Here is a 19,164-nt window from a genome sequence, read left to right on the forward strand (position 1 = left end):
AGGCGGCGATGCGTGTCATTTTCCGATGTGATCCAATGTTGGTTGAGCATTTGCCACGCCCGATCCTGGCGCGCAGCGCTCTGCCGGATTGGCTGCGTGCAATGCCCGCCACCGCCTACTCTGCGATCCATGGTCGCGACATTCGCACGCTCAAGCAGTGCCCACCGGTGGTCGACGCGATGACCTATGGCTTCATGGTCTTGCTGCCATGCGACGTCGTCGTCGACAAAGGCACTTTTTCCTGGGACTGGCAAATTCCAGAACCGGCCACAGAGAACCATCCCAGAGCGCCGCTGAGCTTTCACACGCCGGGGCAGCTCGCCGGAAGCCCGTTTGCCACGCCCAGCCAAGCCGCCCTCAAATTCAACAGCTTCTGGACCATCGAGGTCGAGGATGGCTGGTCACTGTTCGCGACACATCCTGTCAATCGCCAGGATCTTCCCTTCAGGCTGGTGACGGGCCTGGTGGATTCCGACCGATTCAGCGACGGCGGCATCAATTTCCCGGCGATCTGGACGGAGCCCGAATTCTCCGGCGTACTCCGGAAAGGAACTCCCGTCGCACAGTGCTTTGCGGTTCCGCGCGCCGCGCCGCAGCTGGAATACGAGGTGTTCGACGAGAAGCGACAGGCATCCTATGCGCAGACGGTCGCGGATGTCCTCTCAGCGCCCGGCGTCTACCGCAAGCGGTTTCGCGCCAGGCGGGGGCGCGCCACCGGCGAGTGAGCGACGCAGCGCTTCCTCATCGAGCCACAGCCTGCCGCTCGGCGCCGATGTGAGTGCCATGGCGATCACGCCGAAGGTGGATGGGCGCAGACGATAGGCCATCGAATACGCCGCCATGGCCCCGTCGAGGTCGCCGGTTTCCTGCAAGACGACGCCCAGATTGACGGCAGCCTCCGGCGCGTCCGGGCTCATCTCCAGCACCCGTCGATAGGCTTCGGCGGCGCTGCCGAACTTGCGCATGTCCTGGCGCACCAGTCCGAGGTCAAACCACGCGGCCGGATGCCCACCGCCGGCGACGGCGCGCTCGAGGAAGGCTTCCGCCTCCAGAGACTCGCCGCGTTCCCACGCAAGGTGCCCTAGGCGTGCCATTGCCTCCTTGGATTTTGGCTCCCTTTGCAAGACAAGTGTCCAACATTCGCGCGCAGCCGCGACATCGCCTGCCTGGTCGAGGGTACGTGCCCGCTCGAGCAGGATCTCCGCCTGCGATGATTGCCTTGCCGCGCGGTCCAGATGCTGCAACGCCGCTTCGAGCCTGCCTTGGGCCCGGGCAATCCGGCAGGCGAGAATCAAGGCTGGTACATTGTCCGGACGAGCGGCAAGGCTCGCTTCGATGCGCGCACGAGCCTCCGGCAAGTCGGCCCTCGCGAAGAGGACCGCGGCCATCAGATGGCAAAGCGCCGAATCGCCCGGGTGCTGCTTTAGGCCCAACTCGCACAAATCCACTGCCTGGCCGTGGTTACCGGAATTGAAAGCGGCCACAGCCCGGCGGATCAGATCTCCGCTTTCACCTTGATTGGTGTTCACCATTGCTTTGCCGTCCCCTCTACACCCCGAACGCCAGCCATGCCGTACCGACCACGAGCGTGATCAGCGTCAGCGGCAAGCCGACCTTGAAGAAGGCACCGAAAGACAATGGCGTCCCGGCAGCCTTGGACTGCTCGGCGACGATCAGATTGGCGACCGAGCCGAGCAGCGTGAAATTACCGGCAAGCGTCGAGCTCATCGCCACCACCAGCCAGGCCCGCTCGGGGTTTTCCAGCCCGGGTATGAAGGGCCGCAACGCCAGAACGGCCGGCACATTGCTCATGATGTTGGAGAGCACGGCGGTGAACCCGGACAAGCGCCAGACATCGTCCAGGCCGAGATTCTTGGCCGAAGCGATGAGATCAGGCGTCAGCAGCGTCTTTTCGGCGCCGGAGACGACCACGAACAGACCGGCGAACATGAACAGCAGCGGACCGTCGATCTCACGGTAGATGCGCTCCGGCTTGATGGCGCGGGTGAGCAGGAGAATGGCGCCGCCGATCAACGCCGCCTTGGCAACGGGAACGCCGGCGAAGAAGGCAACGGCCAGGCCGATGCAGACGATCACCGCCTTCAGCACCTGCCCGCGATGCACGCGGCCGCGCGCGACATGCGGCGTCAATTCAGCGGTGCGGGTGAATTCGGCCCGATAGACGATGCGCACGATGACGATGACCGCGACGAGGCCGAACAGGGCGACAGGTGCCAGCGCCGCCGAAAAGGCCGGATAGGAAATGCCCGACAGCGCGCCGATGACCATGTTCTGCGGATTGCCGGTGATGGTGGCGACGCTGCCGCAGTTCGACGCGGTGGCGGTGGCGATCAGATAGGGGATCGGATTGCGGTTGATGACGCGAGTGACGTGGACGACGATCGGCGCCATGACCAGGCAGATGGCATCGTTGACGAGGAAGGCCGACAGCACGCCGGTGAGCAGCGTCACCATCACCAGCAGCATGAACGGCGCGTGCGCATGTTCGATAGCGATGGCACCAAGGCCACGAAAGGCGCCGGAGACCTTCAGATGCGCCACCACGATCATCATGCCGAGCAGAAGCGTAATGGTGTCGAAATTGATCGCGCGGTAGGCATCTTCCATGCTGATCGCGCCGATGGCGATCATCGCGGCGCCACCAAGCAGCGCAATTCCCGCCCGGTCGAGACGCAGGCCAGGGATGCGGCCAATGGCGACGCCGGCATAGGTGAGGACCAGGATCAGCAGTGCCGCCGCGCCCATCAATGTCATCGGTAAGGAGCCCCGCTCGATCTGGTGGCGCCGATGCGGTCCGCCCGATGGTTCTTTTGCATGTCAGCTTTGGCGGTGTCGAGATTGATGACCAACGGAGTAGGCAGACCGTGGTTCCGCAGGTCGGTATCGCTAACGTCGATAGAAATCCAGCCGCTGCCGCAATGCCTGTGGCGAAAACAGCTGCTCGACGGTCTGCCGCGCCTTGTCGCCCACTCTCGCCCGCAGCGCCGGATCGGCTTTGAGCTCGGCCAGGATTAGCGCCGCCTGTTGCGTCGTCTCGAACAGAAAACCGTTTTCGCCATGGCTGATATGGTCGGCATAGCCGCCATGCGAATGGCAGACCACGGGCAAACCGCACGCCATCGCTTCGAAGACGACACGGCCGAATGTCTCCACATGCGAGCCGGTGCGATAGTAGAAGACGTCGAGCGTCGGCAGGAATTGTTCGGCGGGAAATTGGCCCTGCGGCAGGAGTTCGAGTTGCGGATGCGGCGCGAGCCTGTCCTTGAGCGGCATTCCGCCCTGGATCCGCACCGCGACGCCATCGGCCAGCAAGGCCTCGTAGAGCGCAACGTCGTCGGCATGATGCTTGTCCGCCGTGTCGCGGCTCAGCCGCCCCACCATGAACGGGCCGTCAGGCCTTGCCAGCCGCGGGGAGAAGCGATCGATATCGATCGGCGACGGATGCACGACACCTTCGACCTGCAGCATGCGCTTCTGGAAGTCGGAGATCAGCACCAGTTCGGCGTCCGGCCAGCCCAGCAGGCGCGGCATGCGCGTCGTCAGCGCGATGATCTTCGGGTGAAAGGTATTGAAGACATAGATCAGCCGGCGTGGCCGCGCGATCAGGTAAGGCCAGATTTTGTTGCGCCAATGCGCGCCGAGGAAGACATAGGTGCCGCCGTCCGGCACGTCGCGCGTTGCCGGCGAGACGCGATGAACCGGAAATTGCCGCACCAGTTCGTCGGACAGGCGCGATGAGGTTGCCCACAGACGCACCTGTTGGTCGGCACTCAACAGCCGATACAGGTCCAGGGTTTCGCGCTCGCTGCCGCCAAACGGGTTCTGAAAGCCGTTGAACAAATGGATCATGCGTTGCGCTTACCTGGGCGGCCCGGATGCCGGAGGAAGCACACCGGCAAGAAAGCGTCAAGGAAGCGGTCGGCGTCAGCATGCGCAGCAAGGCTGCGGTCAATGCACCGTGGCGACGCTGGGCTGAGACACCTGGGAGGCTTCCGTCGGGTCGAAGCTGACCTGATCGCGTCCATTCGACTTGGCGGCATAGAGCCGTCTGTCGGCGGCGGAGAAGATCGCCTCGTAAGTCGTCGGCCCACTGAAGCTGGTGCCGCCGATCGAGACGGAAAGCGGACAGGCGCGGCCACCGGGCGAAAAATCCATTTCGCGAATGCGTCGGCGAATGGCTTCGGCAACCAGCCAGGATTGCGAGGGGTCGACACCGGGAAGGAACACGCCAAATTCCTCGCCGCCGATGCGGCCGACGATATCGCTGCCGCGCAATTGTCCCTTGATCGCCTGCGCGATCAGCTTGAGCGCTTGGTCGCCGCAGTCATGGCCGAGGCGGTCGTTGATCAACTTGAAATGGTCGGCGTCGATGATCAGCAAAGCGCCGGAACGGGTATCTTCCTGCTTGCGGGTCTGCTCGAGATAGGCCTCGACCAGCATCGAGAAGGCGCCGCGATTCAGCACCGCCGTCAGGCTATCCGTCGCGGCAACGATGCTGAGATCACGCTGGGCTATGGCCAGTTGGCGGATCTTCCACATGAGGAAGAACAGAAACGACCCGCCCAGCACCAGAGGCAGCATGAGATCTGTCATTTGCGCGCGCCAAATGGCCTCGGGCGAGAGATAGGGGAAATTGAACGAATCAACGAAAACGCCACGGCAATGAAGAATGCCGTACCGGCGGCCGTGACAGCAATCACCCTGCCCCAGCTCGTCGGCGACAGATCGAGCTTCATTGCGTTCAACTCCGTTAGCCGTCGCTACTATGACGTACCAACGCAAACAAAATGATAAGACTTTCCCTTCAATTCGAGATCAGATGAGCGGAAGCCGGAGCATGCTGCCCGATAGGCGGCCGTGCTCCGGCGATGAAAGCAAGCTCGTTCACTGAATTGCAGGCGCAGGGAATCCCTGATGTCAACGGCTGGACGTCGGTCCACCCGCCTCGACGACGAAGGATGCCGCGATCAGGTCGTCTGCATCCAGTCGTAGCGAACCGTCGCCTACCCCCATGATGGCGGCGACCTTGTGGAAGGTCTTCATCTCATGATCGGATATTTCGGCATCCTGCATTCTGGCCTTGAGTTCAGCGATACGCCGCCCCAACGCAGGGGACGTTCCAATTTCACGTTTCGACATGGCCTGGTTTTCTCCTCCCCCAACCCGCTTTTGTTTTGCCTCGCCCATTCGCCGGTCCACATTGCCCTTTTTATGAGGCACGCGAATACAAGGCCCCGAACGCCTCATATGGGCTAAGGTTCCAATCCCGGCAGATCACGAAATAATTACGGGCCGCCCCGCGGGGTATGTCTTATTGCCCGGCCATCAGCACTAGCGTCACAACAGAGCTCCGCGCCTCGACCCGCTCCAGGCACCGACCCGGAATGTTCGGCCAGGTCGCGGTGACGCATTCCTTGTCAGTGACCGCAACGGGTTCACTGGGCTGGACGTCGGCCGCTTGAGTGGCTGTGGATGCGAAAAGAACCGTCTGCGTTATCAGCGCCGAGAAGACGGCAACCTGGAACAGCACGGCGGCGAAGGCGATTTTCTTGAGCATGCGAGGCAACGCGCCGGCGGGCAGCAGGTTCCCGCTGGTCATTTCTCGCGGCGCAGATCGACACCGTTCTGGCACGACGACAGGCGTCCTGCGCTCCCAAATATGAAAGAAAATAGCTCAGTAAAATCAGAGGTTATTGGCGATCCCGACAGGATTCGAACCTGTGACCATCGGCTTAGAAGGCCGGTGCTCTATCCAGCTGAGCTACGGGACCGCTGGCCGGCCCAAGGGGCCGGCTGGATATCTGGCGCTGGCCGCCGTTCAATGCGTCCAGGGCGTCCTGCGGTCATAGCGGAAATTCTCCGCATAGGAAATCTGGCGGCGCTTGGTCTCTTTCGGCTCCTCGACGCGGAAGGCAAGCCCTTCCTTTTCGGCGTAAGCCACGGCCTCTTCCCGTGTGTCGAAGGTGAGCCTGATCTGGCTTCTCATATCTCCGGACGTCGTATAGCCCATCAAGGGATCGATCTTCTTGCGCATCTCGGGGTCGAATTCCAGCACCCAGTGGCCGGTCTTGGCCTTGCCTGACTGCATAGCGGTTTTGGCTGGGCTGAAAATGCGCGCGGACATGGCCACCTCATTGTTGTGCAAGGCAGCATCGCCACCCTTCGCCCGTCATTACTGCGCAATGCGCATGGCGGCAAGGTTTTTGCACTTGCCATGTAACTCCGAAATGAATAGGCAACAGACCGTTCGGAGTGTAGCGCAGGCTGGTAGCGCATCTGGTTTGGGACCAGAGGGTCGGGAGTTCGAATCTCTCCACTCCGACCATCCCTCTCGAAAATGCAGTATCGAAAGTGGCGTGGCCACCTTGCGGCGCTCCGCTCGCGGGCCTTGCCGCGACAGTTTTCTGGTGCTTGTCTGATGCCGCAACGGGGAGCGCTTCGAATGGCAGCAAACGACAGGCCGGTGATCACCCGGAAAGGCCAGGAGAGCAACAAGACCAGCCAGTCCGGCGGCATGGCGCTGGTGACCGGGGTCGGGCCGCAACATACGTCGGCGACAAAGCTGTGGTTCGGCAAGGCCAGCAACGCGCCCGGCTTTCGTTCGCTGCCGCATCACCATGGCGAGGCGGAAACGGGTGCTTATCTGCTGTCCGGCAACGCCCGCATCTATTTCGGCGAGAACTACCAGGAGTTCGTCGAACTCTCGGCGGGCGACTTCATGTTCGTGCCGCCATTCCTGCCGCATCTCGAAGCCAATATGAGCACGACGGAGGAACTGTGGTGGCTGGCCTGCCGGACCCCTGAGAATATCGTGATCAATCTGCCAGACGTCGACGACGCCCAGCTCGCCGGCTACCGCCGCGCCTGACTGCTCCAGGCACTAGAAGGCAAGCTCGCCGGGCGAGAACCCCAAACCTCATTCCCGGCGAGCCTACAACCTGATTTGGAACGCAATCAGGACCGGGGTCAGCCGGCAAGCTGGTGTAGCAAGATGGATGCCAGCTGTTGTTTCCCGAAATGGGACACTGCGGACCGTTTTCAGGCCGCCCGAGGTTTTCTAAATCTCGAACTCGCGCTGCCCCTCATCCATGGCGCTGACGGTTTCGGCGGCAAGCGCTCGCGTGATCGGCGTCTTGCGCTCGAGCGCGGTGCGATCGAGCCGCTCCACCACGCGCATGGCTGTCGCCAGCGAGCGTTCGATGCGCCGCACCAGATACTGCACGACATGCGGTTCGACCTCGACCTGGCGGTCGGCGAACAGTTTGGTGATGACACCGGCGAGCAGCAGGTCGTCGGGTTCATGGATTTCGACCGTCGCCGCCGCCTTCAGCCGCGAAGCCAGGTCGGGCAGCGAGACGCCCCAGGCGGAGGGAAAACGCCGTGCGGTCAACAGCAGCGTCGAGCCGGCACCGCGCACCGCGTTGATCAGATGGAACAGGCCTTGTTCGTCGATCGCGCGCGTATCGACATCGTCGATCAGTGCCGGCCGGGCGCCGAGACTGGCGATGCTGTCACCAATCCGCCCGGCATTCACGGCCACCGCGTTGGCGCGCGCGCGCCAGATGGCTGCCAGATGCGTCTTGCCGGAGCCGGCGGGACCTGCCAGCACCACCACCGGTGAGGGCCAGTCCGGCCAGCGGTCAACCAGTGCGGCCGCCTGGTTGTTGGTGCCGGAAACGACCAGTTCGTCGCGCGAATAGCCGGTGCCGTGGCCGAGATCGAGCGGCAGTTGGCGCGGCGGATCGGTTTTCTGGGCGGTCACTTCAGCGACGCGGTTGCGTGCGGTGGCCGCCGCCGCGATCGGCCGGCAGCGGTGGCGCGGGCTCTGTCGCGTGGCCCTTGTAGAGCGGCGATTCGAGATAGCGGGCGATGGCAAAGCGCACCAGCACGGCGACAGCGGCGGAAGCCGGCACGGCAATCAGCAGGCCGACAAAACCGAACAGCGCGCCGAAGGCAAACAGCGCGAACATCAGCCATACCGGGTGCAGGCCGACGCTTTTGCCGACCAGCCTGGGCTGCAGGATGTTGCCTTCGATGAACTGGCCGATGAAGAACACCACAGCAACCGCAACGATCATCGTCCAATCGGGCCAGAACTGGACGAAGGCGACGCCGACGGCCAGCACGAGACCGGTCAGCGAGCCGACATAGGGAATGAAGGAAATCAGCCCGGCGAACAGCCCGATGAGGATGGCGAAATTCAACCCGGTCAGCGTCAGGCCGGTGGCGTACATGGCGCCCAGCACCAGGCAAAGCGTGCCTTGGCCGCGCACGAAGCCGGCGGTCGCCGTGTTGATGTCGCGTGCGATGGCGCGCACGGTCGCGACATTGTCGCGCGGCACCCAGCTGTCGATGACCGCCACCATGCGGTCCCAGTCGAGCAGCATGTAGAAGGCAACGACCGGCGTCACCACGAACAGGCTGACCACTGAGACCAGCGCCATGCCGGAACTCCACAGCGAGGTGAAGACTGTGGTGATCAGGCCAAAGCCGGACGTCAGCAAGGAATTCAGCCCATCGCGCAAGCCATTGGCGTTGACGCCGAATTTCTGCTCCAGCCATTTCGGATCAAAGGAGGTGATCAGGCTCTGCAGCCGGGTCAGGTACTCCGGCAGCTTGCCGGCGAAATCGGCCATCTGCGTCGCCAGCACCGGGATGAGGATGACGAAAGCCAGCACCAGCACGATCAGGAAGGTGATGAGGATGACCACCGTCGCCATGAAACGCGACAGGCCGAGACGCTGCAGCCGGTCGGCGACCGGATCGAGGAAATAGGCAAGCACCATGCCGGCGACGAAGGGCAGCAGGATGCCACTGAAGACATAAAGAAAAAGCGCCAGGATCGCCGCACCAGCCAGCCAGAAGAAGATCTGCCGGCGGAACGCGGACGCCGCGGCAAGATCGGCGGCCGCAGCCTCGACCACCGCCGCCTCTTTCTCAGATGTCCGGATTGGAGCCTTCGCCATAGCCGCTCATATGCCTCAGCCAAGCCACGAGATAGGCCGCGGCCGAAGCCACGGTCAAGACCCCGGACAGCAATATGAGGGCCGGCCGCAGCGGGTCGAGGTGCACGGCAAAGGCAAGTTCGCCCAGCACGACAGCCGCCAGCACGATCTGGGCGGCGGTATTGGCCTTCGACACCAGAAACGGTTTTATCTCGACCGGATGGGCCATCACCGTGGATAACAGGACCGCGCAGACGATCAGCGCGTCGCGCGACACCATGGTGACGACCAGCCACAGCGGCAATTGCCCGATGAAGCCCATGACGACGAACACCGAAACCAGAAGCAGCTTGTCGGCCATCGGATCGAGATAGGCGCCGAGCCTGGACTGCTGGTTGAAACGGCGGGCAATGAAGCCATCGACGCCGTCCGAGACGCCGGCAATGACGAAGCCGGCAAAGGCCCAGTCCCAGCGCGCCTGCAGCATGGCCAGCACCACGGCGGGCACCAGCAGAAGCCGCAGGATGGTGATCAGGTTGGGGATGGTCAAGGTGATGTCCCGTCCTCTCCGGTCGGAGATAGATGATGGAGATGGAGAGGCGCCGCAAGCTCCGTGCCGAGCAATTCGGCCGCCACTGTGTTCGCCGCGAATGCCGGAAGTTCTATCCACGCTTTTGTCAGGCCAAATGGCGCTCGGTTCCGCCGTTATCCTTGCCCCCCGAAACCATTCATGCGAAGAGCCCGCAAACGAGCAGGAAAATTGCGATGAGCAAGCGCGACACCAGCCAAGACAAAACGGCCAAGCGCAGGAACGGGCTCACCTATGCCGAGGCCGGCGTCGATATCGATGCCGGCAATCTCATGGTCGAGAAGATCAAGCCGCTGGTGCGCGCCACGCGCCGGCCGGGCGCGGATGGCGAGATTGGCGGTTTCGGCGGCCTGTTCGACCTCAAGGCTGCCGGCTTGACCGATCCCGTGCTGGTCGCCGCCAATGACGGCGTCGGCACCAAGGTCAAGATCGCCATCGATGCCGGCAAGCACGACACGATCGGCATCGACCTCGTCGCGATGTGCGTCAACGACATCGTCGTGCAGGGCGCCGAGCCACTGTTCTTCCTTGACTATTTCGCCACCGGCAAGCTCGACCCCGACCAGGGCGCGGCGATCGTCGGCGGCATTGCCGAAGGCTGCCGACAGGCCGGCTGCGCGCTGATCGGCGGCGAGACGGCGGAAATGCCGGGCATGTATCACGGCAAGGACTATGACCTCGCCGGCTTTGCCGTGGGCGCGGCTGAACGCGGCCAGCTTTTGCCCACCGACGACATCGTCGAAGGCGACGTGCTCTTGGGTCTCGCTTCCTCGGGCCTGCATTCGAACGGCTTCTCGCTGGTGCGCCGCATCGTCGCCACCAGCGGCCTGGCGTGGAGCGACCCGGCGCCGTTCAACGACGAGGCAACGCTGGCCGAGGCGCTGCTCGAACCGACCCGCATCTACGTCAAGTCGATCCTCAAGGCCATTCGCAACACGCATGGCATCAAGGCGCTGGCGCACATCACCGGTGGCGGCTTCCCTGAAAACATTCCGCGCGTGCTGCCCAAGGATTTTTCGGCCGAACTCGATCTCGAAGCCATCGACGTGCCGGCGGTGTTTTCGTGGCTTGCCAAGACCGGCGGCGTAGCGCCGGATGAGATGATGCGCACGTTCAATTGCGGCATCGGCATGATCCTGGCGGTCGCCTCCGGCCAGGCGGCGCAGGTCGCCGCCGTGCTGCAGGAAGCCGGCGAGACGGTGACGCCGATCGGCCGCATCGTGCCGCGCCGCGACGCCGGCGTCATCTATCGGGGCTCGATCGGCCTATGAGCACGCAGAGAAAGCGCACAGTCGTCCTGATATCGGGGCGCGGCTCCAACATGACCGCGCTGATCGCGGCGGCCAGCGACCCGGCCTTCCCGGCCGAGATCGTCGGCGTGATTTCCGACAAGGCGGACGCCGCCGGCCTCGGCATCGCCCGGGCGCGCGGCATCTCCACGCAGATCATTGCCCGCGCCGACCATGGCAGCAAGCAGGCGCATGACGCGGCGATCGACGCCGCTCTCACGGCCTTCAATGCCGAGATCGTGGCGCTGGCCGGCTACTTGCGCATCCTCTCCGCCGGCTTCGTGCAGAAATGGCAGGGCCGCATGATCAACATCCACCCTGCCCTGCTGCCGGCATTCAAGGGCCTCGACACCCATGCGCGCGCCCTGGCCGCCGGCCTGCGCATCCATGGCTGTACCGTGCATTTCGTCACGTCCGAGATGGATGACGGCCCGATCATCGCCCAGGCGGCCGTGCCGGTAATGGTCGGCGACAATGCCGATACGCTGGCTGCCCGCGTCCTGAAAGCCGAGCATCGGCTCTATCCGCTGGCACTGGGACTCGTTGCTGAAGGCAAGGCACGCATGGAAGCTGGGCGCACGGTGCTTGCCCACTTTGCCGACGATGCCGACAACGGCACCTCGGTGGTGATGGCGCCCGATCCGCTGCGCGAGGAAGCCGATCTCGAGCATCTGGCTCGGATTACGCCCTGAGCCGAGAACACGGGCATGAAACAACTGCTTCTGCTTCGCCATGCCAAATCGAGCTGGGACGACCCTGATCTCGATGATTTCGATCGGCCGCTCGCCGAACGCGGATTGAAGGCGGCCAAATTGATGGGGCGGGAGCTTGCGGCGCGCGACTGGCTGCCCGACCAGGTGCTGGTGTCGTCGGCCATGCGCACCCGCGACACCTGGCGGCTGGTCGCCGCGGAACTGCCGGCGCATCCCCGGGTCGTGTTTGCCAATGCGCTCTACGATGCTTCGGCGGCGGATGTTCTGAGCCAGATTCGCCTGGCCGACCCGCCGAGCGGCTGCCTGGCGGTGGTCGGCCACAATCCGGGCCTGGAATATCTGGCGAAACAGCTTGCCGGTTCAGGCTCGGAGGCCAAAGCCCGCAAGAGGCTCGAGGAAAAGTTTCCGACGACGGCTCTTGCGCGCTTTGTCTTCGAGGGCGATTGGTCCGGCCTGTCGTCCGGGCGGCTGACGCATTGCCTGCGCCCGAAGGATCTGAACTAGAAGTCCGCTGCGGACAGGGGCGGCAGGCAAGCCCGCGGCCGAGACCTCAGTTCCCCCAGATGCCCTGACCGGGTTCCGGCCACTCGGTGGTTGTCTTCATCTTGGTGTCGGCTGCCTTTTGCCCGGCCATATCCGTGTTCTCGACCGCGCCGGTGACGGCATGATCCACGCCGGCAACCGAAGCAACCGGCTGGTTGGCATTGTCGGAACCATAATGGTCACTGCCGGCAAAGGCGCCGCTGGTCGCAACGAGGATAGCGACGGTAGCAAGAGCGATCTTGTTCATTTCAATCTCCTGTTTCATCCGTTGGGCGGCGTCTTGGGAGGACGGTTCCGCTAAGGACAAGACCCGATGTCGTCAGGTTTTATTCCTGAAGCTGCACGCTTTTTCTGCCGGGTGCGAAGAGCGGCTGCTCCGATGCCAGCCCGGTCCCTGCCCTGTCGCGCAAAAAACAAGAGCGGCGGGCCAAGCCCACCGCTCTTTGTTATCGAGGACTGCTGCGAAGAACAGCGTTGGCTCAGTTGCCCCAAATGCCCTGGCCGGATTCCGGCTGGTTCGAATCGGGCGTCAGCTTGAAGCCGTGGTGCTCGACCGGCTTGCGGATCGAAGCCGTGCGGCCGTGGTCATATTACCCGCGGGTGCGGTGACGGCAAGCTGGTTGTCGGTGGCCGAGTGATAGTTGTCGCTGCCGGCGAACGCGCTGCCCGTGGCAATGAGGATGGCGGCGGCGGTAAGTGCGATCTTGGTCATTTTCTTTACTCCAGTATTCCTGGTTCTGTCCGTCAAGTGGCGTGCCCTTGGGAGGAATTTCGCGTCGCTCGGACAGGCTGGAAGTGGGTTTTTCGTTCGTCGACTTCCAATCACGAAGATGTGCCATCACGTGCCGGATCCACATCTTGAACTTCGGCCAAGGGATCAATCGTCAAGAATTTTATTGATCGATAACATATTGTTATAGGAAAACTGCCAACGCATGGTGCGGCGATTCATCGAGCTGGCGTCGACCCTCCGCTCACGGTTCGTCAACATAACTTGAACCGATCGGTTCGATTTTCGATCGGCATTCCCGCGTGCATAAAAAACAAGAGCGGCGGGCCAAGCCCACCGCTCTTTGTCGTCTTCCGGGGATTGAAGGAATTAACGGCCCCAGATGCCCTGGCCCGACTGAGCCGGCACCTTGGCATTGGCGTCGCCCTGTGTCTTTACGGACTTGGCGATCGAACCGGTATGCGTGGTGTCGATGTTGGCGGACGACTGGCTGGCAACCGGCTGGTTGACGTTGTTGGAACCATAGTTGTCGCTGCCGGCGAAAGCGGTGCCCGTGGCAACGAGGATGGCGGCGGCGGTGAGTGCGATCTTGGTCATTTTAAGTACTCCTGAATTCAAATTTGGGTTGATATCGGCAGTCGCGATTAGCGGCCGAAGAGGTTGAGGTCAGCGCCCTGCGGGGCCTGGACGGACGCAGCGGTCGACTTCGAAATCGAAGCGGTGACCGAATGGTCGACAGTGGCGGCGGGCTGATTGGCATTGGCGGAGCCATAGTTGTCGCTACCAGCAAAGGCGGTGCCCGTGGCTACGAGGATCGCGGCGGCGGTAAGAGCGATCTTGGTCATTTTGGTTACTCCAGTATTCCTTTTCCTGTCCGTCTAGTGGCGTGCCCTCTGTGGGGAATTCGCGTCGCTCAGACCACCCCGAAGTAGGGGATGCTTTTTGCGATTACCAGTCGCGCCGGTTTTGCATAATTTCCTTATATTATAGACAATGAATATTGCATTGCAGCAATTTTGACGCAATTTATGTAACAATTTCAATATACCAAGCTCAGCGCTCCCAACGAAACCGGAGTGCTTTTGGAGGTCATTGTTCACTGTTTGCGATACAATCTGTCAATCAGAACCGAACCGTTCGGTTCGATTTGAGGGTGAAAACAGACCTACCTGAACCTGCAAGGACCTGTTGTTAGCCCTAGCCAAGATCGCATTTGTCTTGCGTTGAGATCGATCCTGTCGCTCATTCAGAAGAGATCAGGGGTGCCGCGGCCGATCAGGCCCAAGGCGACCCGCTGGCGGATGAGATCCGGACTGCCATAGATATGCGACTGCTGCTTGTTGAGGACAATCGCGAACTGGCCAACTGGCTGGGCAAGACCCTGCGCCAGGCGAATTACGTGGTCGACATTGTCCATGACGGCGAGGATGTCGAGCACGCGCTGGCGGCGGGCGATCATGCGCTCGTCATCCTCGACCTGGCGCTGCCGCGCATGGGCGGGATGGAGGTGCTGCGCATGCTGCGGGCGCGCGGCAATGCGGTACCGGTGATCGTGCTGACCGCCAATGCCAGCCTCGACGGCCGGGTCAAGGGCCTCAATGAGGGTGCCGACGACTATCTGGCCAAGCCCTTCCAGATCGAGGAGCTCGAAGCGCGCATCCGCGTGCAGCTGCGCCGCGCCAATGACCGCACCGCGCCCGTCGTTGCCTGCGGCGATCTCGTCTTCGACACCAACACAAGGTTGTTTTCGCTTGCCGGCGAGACGCTGGCACTGACACCACGCGAACACGCGGTGCTGGAGCAATTGATGGTCAAGGCCGGGCGCACGGTGAGCAAGGCGGCGCTGTCTGCGGCGATCTACGATTTCGAGACCGACGCCGACCCCAGCGCCATCGAGATCTATGTCCACCGCGTGCGCAAGAAGCTCGAGGGGTCTCGAGTCCAGATCGCCACCTTGCGCGGCCTCGGCTATCTCTTGCGGCAAGAAGATCCGGCGCCATGACGATTAGGGCACGATGAGGATTAACAGTCTCCGCTTGCAGCTTTTGGCCTGGGTGGTGTTGCCGCTCGCCGGGCTCGCGACCATCAACCTGTGGACCAGCCACCGCAACGCGCTGGCAACCGCGGACCTTGTCACCGACCGCATGCTGATGGGCTCGGCGCGAGCTATTGCCGAACGTGTCGCCGTGGCCGACGGCGTGCTCGACGCCACGATACCGCCGGCGGCGATCGAAATGTTCGATACTGGTGACCAGGACAGCGTCTACTACCATGTCAAGACGGCTGGAGGGCGGCTGCTGACCGGCTACCCGGACCTGCCGGAGGCACCGAAGTCATCCAACACCGAGGCAAGCTATCGCGACCATCGGCTGAGGCTGCTTACCTTCAGCCACGCGGTGGTCGGTGCCGGCAACGATTCGCCGATCGCCGTTACCGTTGGCGTCTCGCTTGCCGGACACGACGCCATGGTGCGGCGTCTTTGGTTTGGCGCTTTTGCCCAGCAGCTGGCACTGGTGGCGATTGCGGGCTTGTTCGTTCTGCTGGGTCTGCATCGTGGCCTTGCACCCCTGATCCGCTTGCGCGACGCGGTGCGCTCGCCGCGCCGAAGCGACCTTGACCCCGTCGAAGTTCCGGGCGCGCAGAACGAGATCCGCCCGCTGATCGACGCGCTGAACGCCTATATGCAACGGGTGCGGGCGCAGATGGCGGCGCAGCGCCGCTTCATCGCCAATGCGGCACACCAATTGCGCACCCCACTGGCGTTGCTGTCGACGCAAGCGAGCTATGCGCTTCGCGAAACTGTACCCGACGCGCGCCAGGAAGCGCTGGTGGCGCTGCAGGCAAGCTCCGGCAAGCTGGCACGATTGGCCGAACAGTTGCTCACTCTGTCACGTGCCGAACCGGGTAGCCGGCGGCCGCGCGCCGACCGCATCGACCTGACCGAGGCCGCCAGGCATGTGCTGGAAACGCAGGCGCCGACTGCAATCGCCCGAAACATCGATCTCGGCCTCGAGGAGACCGGCCCCGTGCCGGTCATCGGCGACGGCACCATGCTGCGCGAGATGATCGTCAACCTTGTCGACAACGCGCTACGCTACTCCGGGGCAGGCGGCAGCGTCACGGTGAGACTGGCGGCCGTGGACGGCGAAGCTGTGCTGACGGTCGCCGATGACGGGCCCGGCATTCCGATCGACGAGCGCGATCACGTCTTCGAGCGCTTCTACCGCATCGCCGGCTCGACCGAGGAAGGCAGCGGGCTGGGGCTCGCCATCGTGCGCGAGGTCGTCGAAAATGCCGGCGGCCGCGTCACCCTCGGGGATGGCGCGGCCGGCGGTCTGGTGGTTGAAGTGCGGCTGCCGCTGGCGGGCAGCTAGTATACTTCGCCGCTCACTGCGTCTCGTGCAAAGGCTGGGGGCGCCATTTTGCGAGGCGATTCTCGACCATCGTCATCAGGTACTCGGCACCGAGCGCCACCACCATGACGATGACGATCGCGGCGTACATGCCGGCGGCGTCAAAGGACCCCTTGGCGATGTTGATCAGCAGGCCGATGCCGAAGCGCGCGCCGACGAACTCGCCAACGATCGCGCCGATGATGGCAAAGCCGAAGCTGACATGCAGGCTGGCGAAGATCCAGCTCATCGCCGAAGGGACAATCACCGAGCGGGTCAATTGCCAGTTGGACGCGCCGAGGATGCGGGCATTGGCGATCATAGCCCTGTCGGCTTCCCGCACGCCCTGGAATGCGTTGTGGAAGACGACAAAGAAAACCATCACGAAGGCAAGCGCCACTTTCGAGGCGAGGCCGAGGCCAAGGATCATGATGAAGATCGGCGCCAGAACCACGCGCGGAATGGAATTGATCACCTTGATGTAGATCGAGAAAATGTCGGCGGCCATGCGGTTGCGACCGAGCGCCACGCCGACGATGATGCCGGCGACCGAGCCGGTCACGAAGCCGATGACCGATTCCTCCATGGTGACATAGAGATGATACCAGAGCGGCCCCTCGGACGTTCCTTCCGTCGTCCATTCATAGAGCCGCTGCGCGATCGCGCTCGGCATCGCGTAGAAGAACGGATCGATCCAGGCCTCGCGCGCGGCGACCTCCCAAACGCCTAGAAAGGCAACGAGAATGGCGACCCGCCAGAAAATCACGGTGCGGCGACGGTGCTGCGATGCCTTTGCCGCGGCCGCTTCGATTTCCGCGTCTGATGTACCAGGCTTGAAAGCCCCTGCTCTGATGTCGATGGCAGCATCTGTCATGGCGTTCCTCCTCAGGCTGCCGCACGCGCATAGCTGGTCTCGACCTCTTCCTTGAGGTCGGCCCAGATGGTGCGCGAGTAATTGATGAAGCTCTGCTCGTAGCGGATATCGGCGACGACGCGCGGGCGCGGCAGATCAATCGTGTAGACCGATTTTACCGTGGCCGGCCCGGCGGTCAGGACATAGACCTTGTCGGCAAGTGCGATCGCCTCTTCGAGGTCATGTGTGACGAAGACCACGGAAGCCTTTGCCTCAGACCACAGGCGCAGCAACTCCTCGTGCATCAGAACGCGCGTCTGTACGTCAAGCGCTGAAAACGGCTCGTCCATTAGAAGGATCTCTGGGCCGTTTATGAAGGTCTGTGCCAGCGCCACGCGTTTGCGCATGCCGCCGGAAAGCTGATGCGGATAATGGTGCTCGAAGCGCGACAGGCCGACGCGCGCTAGCCAGTCGCGTGCCGCCGCCGTGGCATCGGCCTTGGCTCGGCCGCGAAACAGCGGGCCGGCCATCACGTTCTCGATCACGGTTCGCCAAGGGAACAAGGCATCGCTCTGGAAGACAAAGCCGATGCGCGGGTCTATTCCCTTGACGGGGGCGCCCATCACACGAACCTCGCCGGCACTCGGGCTTGCCAATCCCGTGACCAGGTTGAGGGTGGTGGATTTTCCGCAACCGGTTGGACCGACAACGGCAACGAATTCGCCGCGCTCGACGGTCATGGTGAAATCGCGCAGCGCTGTCAGCGATTTGCCGGTAGGCGAGAGGAAGCGACGGCTGACATTGATCAGTTCGATCGCGGGTGTGGTCTTTTCAGGGGCCATGGTGAAACTCCGGGTTCGAGCGGACGCCCGCCGTCGGCCAGGGCCGCCGGACGTCGAGAACTGACGATTGCCGGCGCGATGTCGCACATCGCGCCGGCTCGGCCTGCTACTTGGCGTTCTTGACGAATTCCGAGGTGTAGGTCTTAGAGAGGTCGATCTGCTTGCCCTGCAGTTCCTTCTTGAAGGCTGAAAGAACCGTCAGCACCGTCTCCGGTCCACCTGCAGGCATGATCCCGTCAGGGGTGAACATCGCCTTGCCGGCATCGAGGGCCTTCACATAGCCTTCCTTGTCGCCGACATAGTAGTCCTTCGGCATCTTGTCGGCGATCTCGGCGCCGCTATGCGTGTTGATGAACTTCTGTGTCTTGACGAAGGCATTGGCCAGCTTCTGCACGGTGTCCTTATGCGCTTCGACCCAGTCGGTCTGCATATAGAGGGATGCGGCCGGGTAAGTGCCGCCGAGCGCAGCCTTGGTGCCCTCCATTGTGCGCATATCGATAAGAACGGTCGCTTCGCCGGTTTTTAGCAGCCGGGTGATCGTCGGCTCGGTCGTCATGCCTGCCTGGATCTTGTCCTGCTGCATGGCGGCGATGAAGGTGGTGCCGGCGCCAACCGGAACCGAGGTAAATTCGCCGAGCTTCAAGCCGTTCTTGACGGCGAGATATTCCGTAAGAAAATTCGTCGATGAGCCCAGACCGGTCACGCCCAGGCTCATTCCCTTGAAGTCGGCGGGCGATTTGATCTCTGGATGCTTGGTCGAAACAAGCTCGACCTCGCCCGGTGCCTGGCTGAACTGGACAATCGATTCGACGAATTTGCCCTTCGCCTGCAAATCTATGCAGTGATCGTAGAAGCCGACAACTCCTTGCACGGCGCCTGCGAGCATCTCGTTTTCGGCATCGACGCCGGCCGGCTCATTCAGCAGCTCGACGTCGAGGCCCTCGTCCTTGAAGTAACCGAGCGCTTCGGTCAGCTTGGCTGGCAGATAAATCTGTTTCTCGTAACCGCCGACCATGATGGAGACCTTCTCGTCGGCGCGTACGGACGGCGCTGACAAGGCCATGGTGGCGACGAGTGCGGTTGTGGCGGCTGAATCAAGCAGAATTCGCGCGAGCGACATGGCCTCTTCCCTTTGTTCGTGTCCCGCGCCCCTCTCTCCCATCGTTTTTGCACGACAATATGGGGGCGCCACTCAACAGTTATGGCACCAACCTTTCAGCCAGCTTTCAAGGAAAAGCTGAAAATCA

General features: G+C 62.7%; 24 protein-coding genes, 2 tRNA genes and 1 pseudogene. 8 read left to right on the plus strand and 19 right to left on the minus strand.

Features of this window, described 5'->3' with window-relative positions:
* Nucleotides 1-8: 8 nt before the first annotated feature.
* Nucleotides 9-725, plus strand: a complete 717-nt coding sequence (locus AC0V7N_RS28080) for a hypothetical protein (protein WP_475460523.1) — start codon at nt 9-11, stop codon at nt 723-725.
* Here the strand turns inward: AC0V7N_RS28080 and AC0V7N_RS28085 are convergent.
* The 9 genes from AC0V7N_RS28085 to AC0V7N_RS28125 all read right to left on the minus strand — a co-directional run bounded on the left by AC0V7N_RS28085 (nt 663) and on the right by AC0V7N_RS28125 (nt 6,145).
* Nucleotides 663-1,532, minus strand: a complete 870-nt coding sequence (locus AC0V7N_RS28085; protein WP_475451446.1) for a tetratricopeptide repeat protein — start codon at nt 1,530-1,532, stop codon at nt 663-665. The genes AC0V7N_RS28080 and AC0V7N_RS28085 overlap by 63 nt on opposite strands.
* 16 nt (nt 1,533-1,548) lie before the next feature.
* A complete protein-coding gene (locus AC0V7N_RS28090) occupies nt 1,549-2,775 on the minus strand; it encodes an anion transporter (RefSeq protein ID WP_475451448.1) in 1,227 nt (408 codons plus the stop codon).
* 132 nt (nt 2,776-2,907) lie between these two features.
* Complete coding sequence (locus AC0V7N_RS28095) at nt 2,908-3,870, minus strand: glycosyltransferase family 4 protein (protein ID WP_475451449.1); 963 nt, start codon at nt 3,868-3,870, stop codon at nt 2,908-2,910.
* A 99-nt stretch (nt 3,871-3,969) separates the two neighbouring features.
* Nucleotides 3,970-4,614: a diguanylate cyclase gene (locus AC0V7N_RS28100; RefSeq protein ID WP_496627421.1), complete on the minus strand. Its 645-nt coding sequence runs from the start codon at nt 4,612-4,614 to the stop codon at nt 3,970-3,972.
* A complete protein-coding gene (locus tag AC0V7N_RS28105; protein WP_496627422.1) occupies nt 4,611-4,757 on the minus strand; it encodes a hypothetical protein in 147 nt (48 codons plus the stop codon). The genes AC0V7N_RS28100 and AC0V7N_RS28105 overlap by 4 nt, the downstream gene beginning before the upstream one ends.
* A 181-nt stretch (nt 4,758-4,938) precedes the next feature.
* Entirely contained in the window at nt 4,939-5,160 is a 222-nt protein-coding gene (locus tag AC0V7N_RS28110) for a hypothetical protein (RefSeq protein WP_475460525.1), read from the minus strand.
* A 172-nt stretch (nt 5,161-5,332) separates the two neighbouring features.
* On the minus strand, nt 5,333-5,578 hold the full coding sequence (locus AC0V7N_RS28115) for a hypothetical protein (protein WP_475451451.1): 246 nt from the start codon (nt 5,576-5,578) through the stop codon (nt 5,333-5,335).
* 137 nt (nt 5,579-5,715) lie between these two features.
* A tRNA-Arg gene (locus tag AC0V7N_RS28120) sits at nt 5,716-5,792 on the minus strand.
* Nucleotides 5,793-5,839: 47 nt separating this feature from the next.
* Nucleotides 5,840-6,145: an ETC complex I subunit gene (locus AC0V7N_RS28125; RefSeq protein ID WP_015318428.1), complete on the minus strand. Its 306-nt coding sequence runs from the start codon at nt 6,143-6,145 to the stop codon at nt 5,840-5,842.
* Nucleotides 6,146-6,269: 124 nt separating this feature from the next.
* Between AC0V7N_RS28125 and AC0V7N_RS28130 the strand changes: the two genes are divergently transcribed.
* Nucleotides 6,270-6,346, plus strand: a tRNA-Pro gene (locus tag AC0V7N_RS28130).
* A 117-nt stretch (nt 6,347-6,463) separates the two neighbouring features.
* Complete coding sequence (locus AC0V7N_RS28135; protein WP_475451452.1) at nt 6,464-6,889, plus strand: cupin domain-containing protein; 426 nt, start codon at nt 6,464-6,466, stop codon at nt 6,887-6,889.
* A gap of 189 nt (nt 6,890-7,078) precedes the next feature.
* On the opposite strand, the gene hdaA is transcribed toward AC0V7N_RS28135, so the two are convergent.
* From hdaA to AC0V7N_RS28150, 3 genes are read right to left on the minus strand one after another with little or no spacing between them, the layout of a single operon-like run.
* A complete protein-coding gene (gene hdaA / locus AC0V7N_RS28140; RefSeq protein ID WP_475451453.1) occupies nt 7,079-7,783 on the minus strand; it encodes a DnaA regulatory inactivator HdaA in 705 nt (234 codons plus the stop codon).
* A 1-nt stretch (nt 7,784) separates the two neighbouring features.
* A complete protein-coding gene (locus AC0V7N_RS28145) occupies nt 7,785-8,987 on the minus strand; it encodes an AI-2E family transporter (RefSeq protein ID WP_475451454.1) in 1,203 nt (400 codons plus the stop codon).
* A complete protein-coding gene (locus tag AC0V7N_RS28150) occupies nt 8,959-9,516 on the minus strand; it encodes a CDP-alcohol phosphatidyltransferase family protein (protein ID WP_475451456.1) in 558 nt (185 codons plus the stop codon). Before AC0V7N_RS28150 ends, AC0V7N_RS28145 begins: the two co-directional genes overlap by 29 nt.
* Before the next feature lie 215 nt (nt 9,517-9,731).
* Between AC0V7N_RS28150 and purM the strand changes: the two genes are divergently transcribed.
* From purM to AC0V7N_RS28165, 3 genes are read left to right on the plus strand one after another with little or no spacing between them, the layout of a single operon-like run.
* Complete coding sequence (purM, locus tag AC0V7N_RS28155; protein WP_496627423.1) at nt 9,732-10,826, plus strand: phosphoribosylformylglycinamidine cyclo-ligase; 1,095 nt, start codon at nt 9,732-9,734, stop codon at nt 10,824-10,826.
* The gene (gene purN / locus AC0V7N_RS28160) at nt 10,823-11,536 is read left to right on the plus strand and encodes a phosphoribosylglycinamide formyltransferase (RefSeq protein ID WP_475451458.1); all 714 of its coding nucleotides are present in this window, start codon (nt 10,823-10,825) and stop codon (nt 11,534-11,536) included. Before purM ends, purN begins: the two co-directional genes overlap by 4 nt.
* A gap of 15 nt (nt 11,537-11,551) precedes the next feature.
* Nucleotides 11,552-12,061, plus strand: a complete 510-nt coding sequence (locus tag AC0V7N_RS28165; RefSeq protein WP_475451459.1) for a SixA phosphatase family protein — start codon at nt 11,552-11,554, stop codon at nt 12,059-12,061.
* A 46-nt stretch (nt 12,062-12,107) separates the two neighbouring features.
* On the opposite strand, the gene AC0V7N_RS28170 is transcribed toward AC0V7N_RS28165, so the two are convergent.
* The 4 genes and pseudogenes from AC0V7N_RS28170 to AC0V7N_RS28185 all read right to left on the minus strand — a co-directional run bounded on the left by AC0V7N_RS28170 (nt 12,108) and on the right by AC0V7N_RS28185 (nt 13,675).
* Nucleotides 12,108-12,347: a DUF680 domain-containing protein gene (locus AC0V7N_RS28170; RefSeq protein WP_475451460.1), complete on the minus strand. Its 240-nt coding sequence runs from the start codon at nt 12,345-12,347 to the stop codon at nt 12,108-12,110.
* Between the two features lie 232 nt (nt 12,348-12,579).
* Nucleotides 12,580-12,812, minus strand: a pseudogene (locus AC0V7N_RS28175) (DUF680 domain-containing protein).
* Between the two features lie 387 nt (nt 12,813-13,199).
* Complete coding sequence (locus tag AC0V7N_RS28180; protein WP_475451462.1) at nt 13,200-13,427, minus strand: DUF680 domain-containing protein; 228 nt, start codon at nt 13,425-13,427, stop codon at nt 13,200-13,202.
* 47 nt (nt 13,428-13,474) lie between these two features.
* A complete protein-coding gene (locus AC0V7N_RS28185; RefSeq protein ID WP_475451463.1) occupies nt 13,475-13,675 on the minus strand; it encodes a DUF680 domain-containing protein in 201 nt (66 codons plus the stop codon).
* 479 nt (nt 13,676-14,154) lie between these two features.
* Between AC0V7N_RS28185 and AC0V7N_RS28190 the strand changes: the two genes are divergently transcribed.
* Together AC0V7N_RS28190 and AC0V7N_RS28195 are read left to right on the plus strand one after the other, a co-directional pair.
* Complete coding sequence (locus AC0V7N_RS28190) at nt 14,155-14,832, plus strand: response regulator (RefSeq protein ID WP_475451464.1); 678 nt, start codon at nt 14,155-14,157, stop codon at nt 14,830-14,832.
* 13 nt (nt 14,833-14,845) lie between these two features.
* Nucleotides 14,846-16,204 (plus strand): sensor histidine kinase, encoded by a 1,359-nt coding sequence (locus AC0V7N_RS28195; RefSeq protein WP_475451465.1) that lies wholly within the window; start codon nt 14,846-14,848, stop codon nt 16,202-16,204.
* A 13-nt stretch (nt 16,205-16,217) separates the two neighbouring features.
* Here the strand turns inward: AC0V7N_RS28195 and AC0V7N_RS28200 are convergent, their stop codons facing one another.
* The 3 genes from AC0V7N_RS28200 to AC0V7N_RS28210 all read right to left on the minus strand — a co-directional run bounded on the left by AC0V7N_RS28200 (nt 16,218) and on the right by AC0V7N_RS28210 (nt 18,980).
* On the minus strand, nt 16,218-17,096 hold the full coding sequence (locus AC0V7N_RS28200) for an ABC transporter permease (RefSeq protein ID WP_475451466.1): 879 nt from the start codon (nt 17,094-17,096) through the stop codon (nt 16,218-16,220).
* A gap of 11 nt (nt 17,097-17,107) precedes the next feature.
* Nucleotides 17,108-17,917, minus strand: a complete 810-nt coding sequence (locus AC0V7N_RS28205) for an ABC transporter ATP-binding protein (RefSeq protein WP_475451467.1) — start codon at nt 17,915-17,917, stop codon at nt 17,108-17,110.
* Between the two features lie 106 nt (nt 17,918-18,023).
* The gene (locus AC0V7N_RS28210; protein ID WP_475460527.1) at nt 18,024-18,980 is read right to left on the minus strand and encodes an ABC transporter substrate-binding protein; all 957 of its coding nucleotides are present in this window, start codon (nt 18,978-18,980) and stop codon (nt 18,024-18,026) included.
* Nucleotides 18,981-19,164: the final 184 nt, after the last annotated feature.

This window comes from Mesorhizobium kamtschaticum (genome assembly GCF_056174585.1).

Excerpts from the sequence above, each read along its gene's own strand:
- AC0V7N_RS28080 (WP_475460523.1), top strand. The coding sequence starts at position 9 with ATGCGTGTCATTTTCCGATGTGATCCAATGTTGGTTGAGCATTTGCCA.
- AC0V7N_RS28085 (WP_475451446.1), bottom strand. The coding sequence starts at position 1,532 with ATGGTGAACACCAATCAAGGTGAAAGCGGAGATCTGATCCGCCGGGCT.
- AC0V7N_RS28090 (WP_475451448.1), bottom strand. The coding sequence starts at position 2,775 with ATGACATTGATGGGCGCGGCGGCACTGCTGATCCTGGTCCTCACCTAT.
- AC0V7N_RS28095 (WP_475451449.1), bottom strand. The coding sequence starts at position 3,870 with ATGATCCATTTGTTCAACGGCTTTCAGAACCCGTTTGGCGGCAGCGAG.
- AC0V7N_RS28100 (WP_496627421.1), bottom strand. The coding sequence starts at position 4,614 with ATGACAGATCTCATGCTGCCTCTGGTGCTGGGCGGGTCGTTTCTGTTC.
- AC0V7N_RS28105 (WP_496627422.1), bottom strand. The coding sequence starts at position 4,757 with ATGAAGCTCGATCTGTCGCCGACGAGCTGGGGCAGGGTGATTGCTGTC.
- AC0V7N_RS28110 (WP_475460525.1), bottom strand. The coding sequence starts at position 5,160 with ATGTCGAAACGTGAAATTGGAACGTCCCCTGCGTTGGGGCGGCGTATC.
- AC0V7N_RS28115 (WP_475451451.1), bottom strand. The coding sequence starts at position 5,578 with ATGCTCAAGAAAATCGCCTTCGCCGCCGTGCTGTTCCAGGTTGCCGTC.
- AC0V7N_RS28125 (WP_015318428.1), bottom strand. The coding sequence starts at position 6,145 with ATGTCCGCGCGCATTTTCAGCCCAGCCAAAACCGCTATGCAGTCAGGC.
- AC0V7N_RS28135 (WP_475451452.1), top strand. The coding sequence starts at position 6,464 with ATGGCAGCAAACGACAGGCCGGTGATCACCCGGAAAGGCCAGGAGAGC.
- AC0V7N_RS28145 (WP_475451454.1), bottom strand. The coding sequence starts at position 8,987 with ATGGCGAAGGCTCCAATCCGGACATCTGAGAAAGAGGCGGCGGTGGTC.
- purM (WP_496627423.1), top strand. The coding sequence starts at position 9,732 with ATGAGCAAGCGCGACACCAGCCAAGACAAAACGGCCAAGCGCAGGAAC.
- purN (WP_475451458.1), top strand. The coding sequence starts at position 10,823 with ATGAGCACGCAGAGAAAGCGCACAGTCGTCCTGATATCGGGGCGCGGC.
- AC0V7N_RS28165 (WP_475451459.1), top strand. The coding sequence starts at position 11,552 with ATGAAACAACTGCTTCTGCTTCGCCATGCCAAATCGAGCTGGGACGAC.
- AC0V7N_RS28170 (WP_475451460.1), bottom strand. The coding sequence starts at position 12,347 with ATGAACAAGATCGCTCTTGCTACCGTCGCTATCCTCGTTGCGACCAGC.
- AC0V7N_RS28180 (WP_475451462.1), bottom strand. The coding sequence starts at position 13,427 with ATGACCAAGATCGCACTCACCGCCGCCGCCATCCTCGTTGCCACGGGC.
- AC0V7N_RS28185 (WP_475451463.1), bottom strand. The coding sequence starts at position 13,675 with ATGACCAAGATCGCTCTTACCGCCGCCGCGATCCTCGTAGCCACGGGC.
- AC0V7N_RS28190 (WP_475451464.1), top strand. The coding sequence starts at position 14,155 with ATGCGACTGCTGCTTGTTGAGGACAATCGCGAACTGGCCAACTGGCTG.
- AC0V7N_RS28195 (WP_475451465.1), top strand. The coding sequence starts at position 14,846 with ATGAGGATTAACAGTCTCCGCTTGCAGCTTTTGGCCTGGGTGGTGTTG.
- AC0V7N_RS28200 (WP_475451466.1), bottom strand. The coding sequence starts at position 17,096 with ATGACAGATGCTGCCATCGACATCAGAGCAGGGGCTTTCAAGCCTGGT.
- AC0V7N_RS28205 (WP_475451467.1), bottom strand. The coding sequence starts at position 17,917 with ATGGCCCCTGAAAAGACCACACCCGCGATCGAACTGATCAATGTCAGC.
- AC0V7N_RS28210 (WP_475460527.1), bottom strand. The coding sequence starts at position 18,980 with ATGGCCTTGTCAGCGCCGTCCGTACGCGCCGACGAGAAGGTCTCCATC.